This window comes from Gloeotrichia echinulata CP02 (assembly GCA_038087035.1).
Classification (GTDB): Bacteria; Cyanobacteriota; Cyanobacteriia; order Cyanobacteriales; family Nostocaceae; genus Gloeotrichia; species Gloeotrichia echinulata.
In genome coordinates this window covers 6,459,100-6,472,699 of sequence record CP051187.1, presented here as the reverse complement: position 1 = coordinate 6,472,699, position 13,600 = coordinate 6,459,100, and the positions used below count along the sequence as shown (strand labels likewise).

General features: G+C 41.0%; 13 protein-coding genes. 9 read left to right on the top strand and 4 right to left on the bottom strand.

Going from position 1 to position 13,600, the window contains the following annotated elements; translation table 11 throughout:
- Nucleotides 1–42: 42 nt before the first annotated feature.
- Nucleotides 43–1,530, bottom strand: coding sequence for an aminotransferase class I/II-fold pyridoxal phosphate-dependent enzyme (locus tag HEQ19_28815; protein WYM02889.1), 1,488 nt, complete (start codon nucleotides 1,528–1,530; stop codon nucleotides 43–45).
- Between the two features lie 238 nt (nucleotides 1,531–1,768).
- Between HEQ19_28815 and HEQ19_28810 the strand changes: the two genes are divergently transcribed.
- From HEQ19_28810 to HEQ19_28790, 4 genes are all read left to right on the top strand, one after another.
- Nucleotides 1,769–3,322, top strand: coding sequence for an HNH endonuclease (locus tag HEQ19_28810; GenBank protein ID WYM02888.1), 1,554 nt, complete (start codon nucleotides 1,769–1,771; stop codon nucleotides 3,320–3,322).
- Nucleotides 3,323–3,665: 343 nt separating this feature from the next.
- Entirely contained in the window at nucleotides 3,666–3,854 is a 189-nt protein-coding gene (locus HEQ19_28800; GenBank protein WYL98139.1) for a hypothetical protein, read from the top strand.
- 39 nt (nucleotides 3,855–3,893) lie between these two features.
- On the top strand, nucleotides 3,894–4,985 hold the full coding sequence (ychF, locus tag HEQ19_28795) for a redox-regulated ATPase YchF (protein WYM02887.1): 1,092 nt from the start codon (nucleotides 3,894–3,896) through the stop codon (nucleotides 4,983–4,985).
- Nucleotides 4,986–5,509: 524 nt separating this feature from the next.
- On the top strand, nucleotides 5,510–6,340 hold the full coding sequence (locus tag HEQ19_28790; protein WYM02886.1) for a helix-turn-helix domain-containing protein: 831 nt from the start codon (nucleotides 5,510–5,512) through the stop codon (nucleotides 6,338–6,340).
- Between the two features lie 23 nt (nucleotides 6,341–6,363).
- On the opposite strand, the gene HEQ19_28785 is transcribed toward HEQ19_28790, so the two are convergent.
- On the bottom strand, nucleotides 6,364–6,549 hold the full coding sequence (locus HEQ19_28785) for a hypothetical protein (protein ID WYM02885.1): 186 nt from the start codon (nucleotides 6,547–6,549) through the stop codon (nucleotides 6,364–6,366).
- Between HEQ19_28785 and HEQ19_28780 the strand changes: the two genes are divergently transcribed.
- The 4 genes from HEQ19_28780 to HEQ19_28765 all read left to right on the top strand — a co-directional run bounded on the left by HEQ19_28780 (nucleotide 6,535) and on the right by HEQ19_28765 (nucleotide 11,684).
- A complete protein-coding gene (locus tag HEQ19_28780; GenBank protein WYM02884.1) occupies nucleotides 6,535–7,968 on the top strand; it encodes a HAMP domain-containing protein in 1,434 nt (477 codons plus the stop codon). The genes HEQ19_28785 and HEQ19_28780 overlap by 15 nt on opposite strands.
- Nucleotides 7,969–7,996: 28 nt before the next feature.
- The gene (locus tag HEQ19_28775) at nucleotides 7,997–8,782 is read left to right on the top strand and encodes a MinD/ParA family protein (protein ID WYM02883.1); all 786 of its coding nucleotides are present in this window, start codon (nucleotides 7,997–7,999) and stop codon (nucleotides 8,780–8,782) included.
- Nucleotides 8,783–9,045: 263 nt separating this feature from the next.
- A complete protein-coding gene (locus tag HEQ19_28770) occupies nucleotides 9,046–10,290 on the top strand; it encodes a hypothetical protein (GenBank protein ID WYM02882.1) in 1,245 nt (414 codons plus the stop codon).
- 305 nt (nucleotides 10,291–10,595) lie between these two features.
- Nucleotides 10,596–11,684, top strand: coding sequence for a cyclic nucleotide-binding domain-containing protein (locus HEQ19_28765; protein ID WYM02881.1), 1,089 nt, complete (start codon nucleotides 10,596–10,598; stop codon nucleotides 11,682–11,684).
- Nucleotides 11,685–12,113: 429 nt separating this feature from the next.
- Here the strand turns inward: HEQ19_28765 and HEQ19_28760 are convergent, their stop codons facing one another.
- Both HEQ19_28760 and HEQ19_28755 read right to left on the bottom strand, forming a co-directional pair.
- On the bottom strand, nucleotides 12,114–12,542 hold the full coding sequence (locus HEQ19_28760) for a type II toxin-antitoxin system VapC family toxin (GenBank protein WYM02880.1): 429 nt from the start codon (nucleotides 12,540–12,542) through the stop codon (nucleotides 12,114–12,116).
- Nucleotides 12,535–12,795, bottom strand: a complete 261-nt coding sequence (locus HEQ19_28755; GenBank protein WYM03678.2) for a YlcI/YnfO family protein — start codon at nucleotides 12,793–12,795, stop codon at nucleotides 12,535–12,537. The genes HEQ19_28760 and HEQ19_28755 overlap by 8 nt, the downstream gene beginning before the upstream one ends.
- A gap of 610 nt (nucleotides 12,796–13,405) precedes the next feature.
- Here HEQ19_28755 and HEQ19_28750 point away from each other — a divergent pair.
- Complete coding sequence (locus HEQ19_28750; protein WYM02879.1) at nucleotides 13,406–13,588, top strand: type A2 lanthipeptide; 183 nt, start codon at nucleotides 13,406–13,408, stop codon at nucleotides 13,586–13,588.
- Nucleotides 13,589–13,600: the final 12 nt, after the last annotated feature.

Below are 13,600 nucleotides of genomic sequence, written 5' to 3'. Positions count from 1 at the left end.
AAAGAGTCAAGGGTCAAGGGTCAAGGGTCAAGAGTCCAAAGTTTAGACTCTTGACTTTGGACTCTTGACTCTGGACTGTTTAACTACCTTTAAAGTGCGGAGGGTAGTATCAGCACAACCTGTGATAAACCCTCCCATCGCCTGAATTTGGCACAGGTAATCTATGGCGGCTTTGGTAATTACTTCTCCTGGCATTAAAATAGGTATTCCTGGAGGATAGGGACAAAGGATTTCTGTACAAATGCGATCGCTTGTTTTTTCGATGGGTAAGGTTTCTGTAGGACTGAAAAAAGCTTCGCGGGGCGAAATTTGCACAGAGTTACCCATCATAAAATCATTATCCCATAAAATTAATCCCCTCTTCGCTTGGGGGGTCATCTGGGATAGGGTGGCAAAACTTTGGACTAATTGCTGAATATCTGCTGGTGTATTTCCCAAGCTGAGAATAAATGTGAGATGCTGTAGGGAAGAAAATTCTGCAGTTACGCCAAGTTGGTCTAAAATTTCTTCTGCTGCGAAGCCGGTGAAACCTAAGTCGGAAACGGTGACGGTTAGTCTGGTTTGATCTAACGCGACAAAACCAGGTGACTCTTTGCAAGCGGTGAGGGGGATAGAGAATCCAGGAATTTGGTTGATTTTGGTTATGGCTTCCTGTGCAAGTTGCAAAGTGCGGGACATTAGTTGTTCCCCGTTGATAGCCATTTGGTGACGTGCTGCGTCGAGGGAAGCTAAAAGTAAGTAGCTGGGGCTGGTAGACTGGACTAATTGCAAGGCTTTACTGATGCGATCGCTATCTATCCTGTTACCTTGGATATGCAGCATCGATGCTTGGGTGATTGCACCCAGGGTCTTATGGATGGATTGTACGGTTAAATCAGCACCTGCAGCTAGGGCTGGGGTGGGTAGTTGGGGATGAAAGGCGAAGTGTGCGCCGTGGGCTTCGTCTACGAGTAAAGGGATATTATATTGATGGGTAATGTGGGCGATCGCTCTCAAATTTCCACAAACGCCGTAATATGTTGGGTAAACTGCGAATACTGCTTTGGCTTGGGGATGTTTTGCTAAAGCTGCTTGCACTGCCTTGGGTGTGATACTGTGGGGAATATCTAAAATTGGGTCATATTCAGGATTGATAAAAATGGGTATGGCGCCAGAGAGAATTAAGCCGGCGATAACTGAAGAATGTACGTTTCGCGGCAGAATAATTTTATCTCCTACACCACAAGTAGCGAGAATTGCGGCTTCAATTCCACAGGTGGAACCATTGACTAAAAACCATGTTTGTGATGCGCCAAAAGCTGCTGCTGCTAATTCTTGCGCTGCTAAAATTGCGCTTTGAGGTGTGAATAAATTATCTAATTCTGCTAGTTCGGTTAAATCGGCGCGGAAGACTTGTTTACCTAGTAAATCAGTTAATGTCGGTGAAATTCCTGCACCGCGTTTATGTCCTGGGGTGTAAAATGGTGCGTGATGACGAGAAATGGAGGTTTTTAAGGCTTCTATTAAGGGTGTTTGGTTTTGATGGAGCATTTTTTGAAGATCCGACTTACGCCTGCTATAATACTGATTAGTGGTTATACCAATTCTGCATGAAGATGCGCCGAATTATATAACGAACCGCATTCGCATAGCGTCTCTTAGAGAAGGACACAAAGAAAGAACTCAAGAAATTTGTCGCCCCGTCATAAAGAAACGATATTAGAGTTACTTGTAGTCAAGTATATTTGTGGTTGAAAAAATATAGATACAAAATAAATTAATAAAAGTAATGACTAAAGTTAATTTAGATGCGCTGATTCCACGAGAAGATTTTGAAGTACAAGAGAATAGTAATCCTGGAAAAAAGAAAGAAACGATTTCTATTGAAGATATTAAAACAGATTCTTTTTTCTTTTCAAATATACGCAAGCCTGATTTTCAGAGAGAAACTAATGAATGGGATAAAACCAAAATATGCGAATTTATCAAGAGTTTTATAGATGGTGATTTAATCCCGGCAATTATTCTATGGCGAAGTACAGGTGGATATTTATTTGTAATCGATGGTAGCCATAGATTAAGTGCTTTAGCTGCTTGGGTAAACGATGATTATGGTGATGGAACAATATCCAAATCATTTTATGACCATGTAATTCCTGATGAACAAAACAGGATTGCTGAAGAAACCCGAAAATTAGTGAATAAAAAAGTTGGTTCATATAATGATTTTAAGTTAGCTCTAACACATCCTGAGAAAGTTAAACCAGAAATTGTCAAATCTGCTAAAAATTTAGCTGCGTTAGCAATTCAACTTCAGTGGGTTGAGGGTGATGCAAGTAAAGCAGAAAATTCTTTCTTCAAAATAAATCAACAAGCTACGTTAATTGATAAAACTGAGCTAAAGCTTCTTGAATCTAGAAGGAAGCCTAACAGTATAGCTGCACGTGCAATTATTAGAAGTGGTAAAGGCCATAAATATTGGTCATCTTTTCCAGATGAAATACAGAATGAAATACAAGAGATAGCTAAAGAAATTAATGCAATTCTTTTTGAGCCTAAACTGCAAACTCCAATCAAAACTTTTGATATTCCAGTTGCTGGAAAGCTTTATTCTGATCAAACACTACCACTAATTTTAGAGTTTGTAAATATTGTTAATAATATAGATTTTAACAACAAAGGAATTGAAGATGATACCACAGGAGAAGCAACAATCAAAATTTTAAAACATGTCAGAAAAGTTGCTTATCGATTAAACAGTAATCAGCCTTCATCTTTGGGGCTACATCCAATTGTATATTTTTATTCAAAAGATGGAAGATATAAAACAGTGTCGTTTTTGTCTATTGTTGATTTTGTAATGAAACTAGATCAAAGAAAAAAAATTAATGATTTCATTCAAGTTAGAGAAAAATTTGAAGAATTAGTTTTAGAATATGATTATTTATTACAGCAGATTTACGTAAAGTATAGGTCTGTTCAAAAAAGCTACATCCATATATCTGAGTTTCTTCAAGAAGCTATTGTCTATTTAAAATCTGAAAAAACAATTGAGGAAACGATAGATGCAATTTTATCTACTAAAACTTTTCAATATTTGACTGTTCGTAAGAACATTCAGCCAATAGATTCATCAGCACAAGACTTCAATACAAATAAAAAAAGTGAGATTTACATTAAGGGAACATTAAAAAATATACCCAGATGTAAAATTTGCAGCGGTCTTATTCATAGAAACTCTATTTCCATTGATCATATACAGCGTAAAGAAGATGGTGGATTGGCAAATGTAGATAATGGACAAATAACACATCCTTATTGTAATACTGGATATAAAAATTAATCTTTATTAAGAAAATATCTCCAGGATTGAAATTGTATTTCTAGTTAAAGATGATCCAGATGGTGGTTATACAGCCAGAGCATTAAGCGAATCAATTTTCACTCAAGCTGATGATATGGAAACTCTACGAATTATGATTCGTGATGCTTTCTCTGTGATTTTCCTGATGAAGAAAAACGTCCTAAAATTAATTGTAAAATTAAATAATTTTCTCCCCATCACCCCACCCCTCCATCCGCCCAACTCCCCCATTTCTCGTTAAAATAAGTCTCTTGGGTATAGCCATTTTGGAAGATGTCAGCGATTCAGGTTGTCATCTAGCTTGGGAAGGTCGAACAATTTTATGAGACTTACCATGATTTACCCCGCTGCTATCTCCATACCCGAACCACAGATACCCACACCCGAACCGAACCCCCTACCAACTCCCCAACATCCACCTTTTCCAGAACCAGTACCGGAACCAGTACCAGCACCCATTCCTCAGCCAGTTCCAGGTCCAATTCCCCAAACCATCCCCAAACCTGTTTGAATTATCTTTGTATATAGAAACCAAAATCCAAAATCTAAAATGCTACGAGCCGGAATTGTCGGACTTCCCAACGTCGGAAAATCTACTTTATTTAATGCTGTAGTTGCTAACGCTAAAGCAGAAGCTGCTAACTTCCCTTTTTGCACGATTGAACCGAATGTCGGTGTGGTCGCAGTACCGGATGAACGCTTAAATGTTCTGGCTAATATTGCCGGTTCGGTGCAAATTATACCCGCACGGGTTGAGTTTGTGGATATTGCTGGTTTGGTCAAAGGCGCAAGTCAGGGTGAAGGACTTGGTAATCAATTTCTCTCTCATATTCGAGAAGTTGATGCGATTGTCCATGTAGTACGTTGTTTTGAAAATGATGATATCATCCATGTTGCTGGTTCTGTTGACCCAGCGCGAGATATAGAAATCATTAATTTGGAACTTGGTTTATCCGATTTATTTCAAATTGAAAGACGTATTGACCGCACGCGCAAACAAGCACGCACCAGCAAAGATGCACAGTTTGAAGTGACAGTGTTAGAAAAATTAGCTGTTGCTTTAAACGAGGGTAAATCGGTACGTCAGGTAAGTTTGACTGCAGAAGAATCAGAGATTATTAAGGGATTGGGACTGCTTACTAATAAACCAATTATCTACGCTGCGAATGTTTCTGAAGATGACTTAGCAACAGGTAATGATTTCGTCGAACAGGTGCGACAAGTTGCGTCCCAAGAAAATGCCCAAGTTGTGATAGTTTCGGCGCAAGTAGAAGCGGAATTAGTCGAATTACCAGAAGCAGATAAAGCTGATTTCTTGGAATCTTTAGGTGTGAAGGAAGGTGGTTTAAAATCTTTGATTCGCGCCACTTACGCCCTCTTAGGTCTGCGGACATATTTCACCTGTGGACCGAAAGAAACCCGCGCTTGGACAATCAATGCAGGAATGTCAGCACCCCAAGCTGCAGGCGTGATTCACTCTGATTTTGAGCGGGGTTTTATTCGCGCTGAAACCGTTGCTTATGATGCTTTAGTCACCTCTGGTTCGATGAATGGCGCCAAGGAAAAAGGATTGGTCAGAAGTGAAGGTAAAGAGTATATCGTGCAGGAAGGAGATGTGCTGTTGTTTAGATTTAATGTGTAGGTAAAAAAGTCACGATTTAGAGTTTTGAATCCCAGATAGAGCTAGATAAATTATCTGCCTCTATCTGGGTTTTTTCAATCTTTAAATCTTATACCAATTTGAAAAAATAATGGGACAGATAGGGTAGGGGCGCAAGGCCTTGCGCCCCTACAGATTATTGATGTGTTGCATTCTAGTTAAATATACGCCAATACAGTTCAGTTAGGCTCGAATGATATACACTGTAGGGAACATCCAAAATTTTTTCTTCTAATGACAATTTTATTCGTGCCGTGCCCCTACGACAATTTTCCTTAACTGAACTGTATTGAAATATACGCTACAATAGAGGGTTGGTTTTGACACTCAGTGTATAACCTTGTAATTAAATTTTTGCAAGTTGATATTAATCGTAATATTTATTACTTTACTGTAACATTAGAACACACATTTATTTATTCAAGATATATTAATTCTGCGGTTAATAATTTACAGTGCAAATTACGATAACTTTTAGTTCTCAGTAATTGCAGTGAGTAAAACCTATGGTTGTTGACACCTGTATTTCAGTGCAACGTGCCTCTCAAGTCAAACAGCAGCTAGAAAAGGAGTTGCTGCTTACTAACTTGGTGATAGATCGTGTGACAGATGCAGTATTCTGGGTCAAGCCAAACGCAAAGTTTTTCTACGTCAATGATGCAGCGTGCAGTTTAGTAGGGTATTCCCGTAAGGAATTACTCTGCATGAGTATACAAGACTTAAACTTGGAATTTTTGATAGAAGTTTGGTTACAGCACTGGGAAACTATCAAACAGCAGGGTTCTTTATACTTTACTTCCCTATATTGCAATCAGGAAGGCCTTAGCTTACCAGTAGAAATCACAGTTACCTATATGGAAGAGGAAGGTAAGGAGTATGGCTGTCTCTTGATCCGCAAACTTAACGATCGCCAACAGACTCCATTTGAGATACCTGCAAGTTTACCGCCAGCCCTTGCTCAGACTGCAAAACCATCGTTGTCAATATTTCCTGCTAACCCCCTCTTAAGTCAAATATTCGAGTTCATTGAAGCTAATTACCATCAATCAATCAGCTTGTGCGACGTGGCTACTGCAATTGGTTACTCTCCAGCTTACTTAACCAACCTAGTGCGTCGTCATACAGGACAACCAGTGAATCATTGGATTATCGAGCGCCGGATGGCTGAAGCACGGGCTTTATTGATAGAGACTAACCAATCTGTGCATGAGATTGCTGAGACTGTGGGCTATCAAAATGAGGGTCATTTCTTTCGCCAATTTCGCCATCACCACAAAACCACCCCCCAAGTCTGGAGAAAAGCACAGCGCGAAGAACATCTAAAGATTGTGCATTGAAATTAGAGGCATCCTTGCCTAAGCTACTGATTATCTATAGGAGTAGGTTGGCTCAATCCAAACTTTACACTTGTGGACAGGTTGGAATCGACCGCTTTGATGGTTCGCCCTTCGCGTTCCCGAAAGGTAGCAAAAATTGTTGCACGATGTCCAAAGATGTTTAGTAAATCAGGGACTGCTAAAGCAGATAGAAAATGAAGCTCTTCCATCGGTTGTTTTATCCACCTGCCTGGTCAATTGCTGCCAAAATATCGGTAGCATTGGTTTGTGCTGTCCTGATACCGATGATCTCCACTGCCTACTACAATTTGCAACAAAGCTTAAAAAGTGTAGAGGCTGGAGAATACCGCAAACTGGAAGTCTTAGCCACCAGCACAGCTAGTCGTTTTGACCAGTTAATTATTGATCATCACCGTGTTGTAGCTCAAGTCAGCAGCGATCGCCATGTGGTGAGTTTCCTGGCTGCTACCACCCCCGAACAGCGGGAAGCCTACCGTCCCCAGCTACAACAAACCCTACAAAACGTCTTTCACTCTCATCCAGACCTGGATGCTGTGTTACTTATGGATGCAAAGGGTCAGTGTCTAGCGGCGACAGATGCAAAATTCATTGGTCAAAATTATTCTACTATTCAGGGCAAATTTTATGGAACTAGCATTTTAGTGGATGAAACAACCAGATGGCCAGGAATGTTTTTTTCCCAATTGGTGCGATCGCCTGATTCTGAGATTGTGGGAACTACCCTACTCAAGATGCGGGGAGAAGATATCTGGGTGATGATTAATGCCTTACAGATAGACTCCCACACGGACATCTTTCTCATTGACCAACAGGGAGTAATCATTGGTCATCCCAATCCATCTCTGCTCTACCATAGCCTGATTCCCCTACCACCAGAAACCCTCAACCAGGAGCTTAACAGGGAAATAGCGCCCGATTCTAATTCCCATCCCTACGGTGTGAAGCAGATTCAGAGCTTAGACATTCCCAGCTTAAAGGTAATGGTGAGAGCTAAACAGCCAGGTCAAGCCACCTATCAATTACCCCATTCCCAGATTCCTCAGATAGTGGGTTTTGCACCCTTAGCTACCCAAGCTTGGGTATTGGGAATCAGCCAACCTAAAGCTCAGTTTACCGCGCCTTTGAATCGCCTGATTTGGCTCAATAGCTGCAGCGTGGTCATTGTCGGCGGAATTACAGCAATTATCGCCCTGCTTTTAGGGCTAAGTATTTCTCAACCGATTCACGCCCTTACTATCGCCGCTCAAGCACTAGAAGATGACAATTTTGATAGTCATGTACTCGAACTACATCATACCTTGGCGAAAGTAGGTCATAGCCAAGACGATATCGGTCAATTAGTCCGAGTCTTCTTGGAAATGACCGAACAAGTGAGAATGCGCGACCAGCAGCTAAAAGTGCAAGTCCAGGAACTTCGCATCGAGATAGACGAAACCAAAAGAGCCATCCACGTTGCAGAAATTACCGAAAATGAACACTTTCAGCAAATACAAAAAAAGATTCAAAAACTCAAAGAACAGCAAGTAAATGCTAATGAAACTGAAACAGAGTACTACCAGCGATTGCAGAATCAAGTGCAAACCTTAAAAGAGCGATCGCTCAATTGACCCTTAACCCTTGACAATGAGGTAATCTATGGCACAAATTATCGCTGTTCACTCATTCCGTGGCGGTACTGGAAAATCAAACTTAATTGCCAATCTAGCGGCTACTATGGTGCTGCAAGGGCAACGTGTAGGCATTATTGATACAGATATCCAATCCCCAGGAATTCACGTCATTTTCGGTATTAATGAGAATAATATCCAATATACCCTCAATGATTATTTATGGGGGCATTGTGATATCAAAGAAACCGCATATGATGTTACTAATGCTTTAATTGCCGAACAGGGAAATACAGGTACTATTAAGGGCAGTCTTTACTTAGTTCCTTCTAGTATTAAAACCAGTGAAATTGCCAGAATTCTCCGCGAGGGATATGATGTAATCAGACTCAACGACGGCTTTCAAGAACTCATTCGCAGCCTGAAACTGGACTACTTATTAATAGATACACACCCTGGTTTAAATGAAGAAACCTTACTTTCCATTGGGATTGCTCATGCTCTAGTCATCCTGCTACGACCAGATCATCAAGACTTCCAGGGAACTGCTGTTACAGTTGATGTAGCGCGAAAGTTGAACGGATCAAAAATGGTATTGGTAATCAATAAAGTGTTACCAAACTTAAATTTTACCGACTTACAACAACAGGTAGAAAAAATATATAACGTCCCCGTGGCTGGGATTTTACCCCTAGCGGAAGAGATGGTACAACTAGCAAGCAAAGGAGTATTTTGTCTGCGCTACTCTCAGCATCCAATCACTGAGACAATCAAAGCCATTACTAACCAAATTGCTGGTGTAGTTGTTAGTTAGGAGTGAGGAGTTGGAAGTTAGGAGTTAGGACTGAGGAGTTACTCCTTTCCCGCTGGAAGATTACCGTTCGCGGAGCGTCCCGTAGGGAAATAATTTTTAGCTCACGCAAAGGCGCAAAGGCGCATTCGCGCAGCGTCTGTCTTCGACACGCTACGCGAACGCAGAGAAGAAGGAAAATTATAGGTAATCTTAGACCGGGAAGGGAGTAGGAGTTGGGAGCAATGACAAATAACAAATGACCAATGACAAATGACAAATGACAAATGACAAATGACAAAGATCAAAAATCATTTCGTACTGGTGTCCTTGCCTACTTCCAAGCCACTGCTGAACAGGCGGAGGAACTATTGGAATATAACCAAAATGTCTTTGCTCACAACACATTCACCCATCCCATTCAGTTTCCGCTGACTTCTGAACCCCATGTAGCGGTTTGGGAGGAATACGGGGTTTTAGCAAGGGTTGTCGGCGCATTTGAGGTGCTTCAGCAGCGGTTGGTACAATTCAAATTCCCTATTTTGGCTGGTATCAGCGAGACGGAAGCGTATCGGTCTGCTACTCGTCGGGGTGTGAGTGCAGATGGTATAGTTGAAGCGACTGGTTTAGTCTTGCAGGAACCGGAGAAACTCCAATTAATACTACACCAAAGTTTGGCTGGAACCATCCCGGTTTTGTTACCGGGGAACCGAGAAGACTTTGTGTCTTTGGTACAAGCGCTGACAATGCGAAATGAACCCCAACCGATCCCGAATTCTATGGGAGCTTGTATCGTCAGCGGGTTTAACAATTGGGATAGAATCCGCCAGTATCGTCAACAATGGCAAGCTGAAAATTCTGTTAATGGCTCTGCAAGTAATTGGGCTGCAGAATTTCAAAGTATTATACCACAAAAGCATCTCTATCAAGATAAATTCATTATTTTAAGTAACGGTTCCTATAGCAATGTTTCTGCTACAGACATGGGACTTGAGGAACGGGAATGGGAGCGTCTATCTTTGACAATTAGGCTGGAACATGAATGTACTCACTACTTTACACGGCGCTTGTTTAACTCGATGCGAAACAATATATTTGATGAATTAATTGCCGATTATAGAGGGATTATTGCGGCGATTGGTTACTATCGAGCCGACTGGTTTTTACGCTTTTTAGGGTTAGAATCATTTCCTACTTATCGCGAAGGAGGGAGACTGCAAAACTATCGGGGTAAGCCCCCAATTTCTGATGGTGCTTTTGAAATTCTCCAAGCATTAGTAAAAGCTGCAGCCGAAAATTTACAGCGCTTTGATGCTGAGTTAAGATCATATTTTTTACGGGAAACTAGCCAGCCAAAACTAGGCGTGAGAGATGCTAATATTCAACCATTGATGTTAATATGTTTGACCTATTTGACATTAGAAGAATTAGCTTCCCCAGAGGCACAATCACGACTTCAAGAAGTTTTAGATATTTATCAAGATTGCTGGAAATGCGAAATTGCGCCTACACAAATAACAAATGAAAAATGACGACCTGACTTTAAATCAGTGAACAGTCAACAGTTATCAGTTATCAAAACTTTTAACTGATAACTGATAACCCTCTCTCCGCAAGCGAGGATGGGTATAAGACAATACAGTTCAGAAAATTGTCGTAGGGGCACGGCATGAATAAAATTGTCATTAGAAGAAAAAATTTTGGATGCCGTGCCCCTACAGTGTATATCATTCGAGCCTAACTGAACTGTATTGGGGTATAAGAGATTTTTTCATTTTTCCTGGTGTATCAGTTCGTTTTTCTTCAAATTATTAACCAAAAATAGGATAATTAAATCATGACAGAAGTCCTACTTAAAGAATTAACTAACAGTGACATTGATTGGATGATTGCTATCGGTCATCAAAGAGAAATAGCGGCGGGTGGTGTACTTATTCAAGAAGGAAAAACTGCTGATTGTCTACATATTTTGCTAGATGGCATTTTAACAGTTAATATCTCTCAACCTGAGAATAATCCTCTAACTCGTGCTTTTGCAGCTATCGAGGGTAGTGAAATTTTAGGTCGCGAAGTTGGGAGATTATCTAGAGGTGAGGTAGTGGGAGAAATTCCCTTTGTAAGTAGTCGCTCAATAGCCACTAGTATTCAGGCTGTAGAAAAGTCGCTGGTGATGTCGATTCCTCAACAGGAATTGGCGGCGAAATTGCAGCAGGATGTAGGATTTGCGGCGCGGTTTTATCGGGCGATCGCCATTTTGTTAGCAGATAGAATCGAAAGCACGATCCATCAGCTTGGGCGCAGCAAATTTACCCCAAGTCAACCAGTTAAAGATGTACTATTTATTTTGGGAGCATTACATGATAGTGACATCGATTGGTTGATGGCTACTGGGACTCCAGAAAAAATTCCGGCGCATACGACACTCATCCATGAAAGAGGTCCTGTGGATGCGCTATATCTTGTGTTAGATGGAACTTTGTCCCTGTCTATTTCTCTTGATGACCGTAATCCTTTAGCTCGTGCTTTTGCTGCTATTGAGGGTAACGAAATTTTGGGTAGAGAGGTAGCCAGATTATCTAAAGGTGAAATTATTGGCGAAACACCATTTATTGATAGTCGCCTACCTTTTGCAACTGTTAAAGCTATTGAAGAGACAATGGTTTTGTCAATTCCCCGACAACAACTAGGAGCAAAATTGCAGCAGGATGTAGGATTTGGCTCGCGTTTTTATCGCGTGATTGCTATTTTACTTTATCAGAGATTGCAGGGAATGTTGAGTCAGTTGGGTTATGGTCGGTTGGTTTATAGTCAAGGTTTACCCTTGGCTGAAAATCTCGAATATGAGGATGAGTTAAATGATAGCGTTTTAGATGGTGTAGCCCTGGCTGGGAAAAGATTTGATTGGATGTTAGGGCGATTGAGGTGATTTTTTACAGCAATTTTCACGCAAGCGGTTGAAGAACCCGACCCCGGTTTTGTCTAAGAGGATGTTTGAAAAGTTCTCGGCGAATGAAGGTGACAACTACACAAACAAAGTCCACCTCCGTGGACTAATGAGAAATTAAGGGTTTTGAACCCGCGCAGGTGGTCACTGAGCTTGTCGAAGTGCGGGTTTTGTCTGTGTAGCCGCGATTTCTAATCGCCAGGGCACATGAAAGCGGACTTTTCAAACACGCTCTAAAGCCAAAACCTCCACGGACCGCAAGCGGGGAGGGGTTGGGGGTGGGGTGTTAGGGGATTTTTGCAAGAAGTTTTATTGTTGTCTCCTAAGAAACACAGGGAATGGGGAACAGGGAATGGGGAACAGGGAACAGGGAAGATAAAATTTATTTGTGGGTACAGATACACCTATTTGCTAGACTCCCAGTTGATTTACATAAGTTGGTAGCGGCAATAATTTATTCAATAGTACTTTATCAGCCGTCCAAAATAGAGCTTTTTCACTCTCAGCACAGGCTAAAAATGCAGCATCGTAGAGCGTTGGTAGTTGATATTGCTCTGCAATCTCCCAAGCTCTGACTCTGAGTAACTCCTCATTGATGTAGTTTATCGGTAAATTGCAAAAATCCTGATAACAGCCTTCTGCTTCTTTTCGTGTCAGTAAATTCATCCTGATTTTCTTACGTAATACTGAGCCTACTTCAGCCCAAGCAAAGGCGGGAGAAACTAAACATCCATTTCCTGCAATTGCTTCCAGCACGAGATTATCTGCTAATGGTTCATTTTCATCAGGGACAAGATAGGCAATAAGAATGCTTGTGTCCAAGCATAGGACTTTATTCACTTCGCAGATCCCCTTCTCTGAGGCTATGAATTAGAGCATTCACATTCGGGTGTACACCAGTTCTAGCCTTAATTTTGGCACGCCTGGCGACGATACTGTGATGAGTAGCAATAGCCTGGCGTCGTTTAACCTCTCGTTCCACGGCTTCAACTACTAGCTCATTGAATGACTCTGAGCCATCTTTAAGATCTTTTGCTTTGTTTAGCAGAGGAATAGGAAACCTGATTGTAACCGCTTCACGTTCCATATGCATTTATAGCATTCATACTGTGATATCTCATTATATAACCATTTTTTGGTTAGCATGGACAGTCGAATAACTGCAGCAGTGGACTATGAAATATAACGAAAAAAAAGGTAGTTTTATCTAAAAATTGTGCATTGTGTTAAAAAGCCGCTAGCCATACTCTGCGCTTTTAATTTTATTGGAATATTTAATAGACCTCTTGCAAAAGTACCCTAATACCCAATACAGTTCAGTTAGGCTTGAATGATATACACTGTAGGGGCACGGCATCCACAATTTTTTCTTCTAACGACAATTTTATTCGTGCCGTGCCCCTACGACAATTTTCCTTAACTGAACTGTATTGCCCTAATACCCCAACCCCATACTGCAGGCGGTCTGGGGAGCCTTTGAGGTAAGTCGAAGGCGGGGCGGGGTTCTTTGTTGGAATTATGCGACAAATCTAAGATCTAAAAAAAGGTGAGTATTGATCTAAAAATAAGGTATTACATCTAAATGTTAAAGACGCTATTCTTGTAGCCAAGGGCATAGAAAGTGTGATGTTCGGTGATAACAAGGAGCAAATATTCATTTTTTATGCTGATAACAGTTGTTGTAGAATCAGTTAGGAGAAATTATGTCTACCCCAAACGAAAACGAAAATCCTAAACAGGCTAGTGAGTATATCGAGATTAATGAAAATGGGGAATTAGTGGTTAAAGATCCTAAAATGGCAGACTTACTCCAAGAATTAAGCCCTGAAGAGCTTGAACGGATTGCTGGCGGTGGTAATGGTAATTGTCATTGTAATAAGCAATAGTAGTCTAAAGTC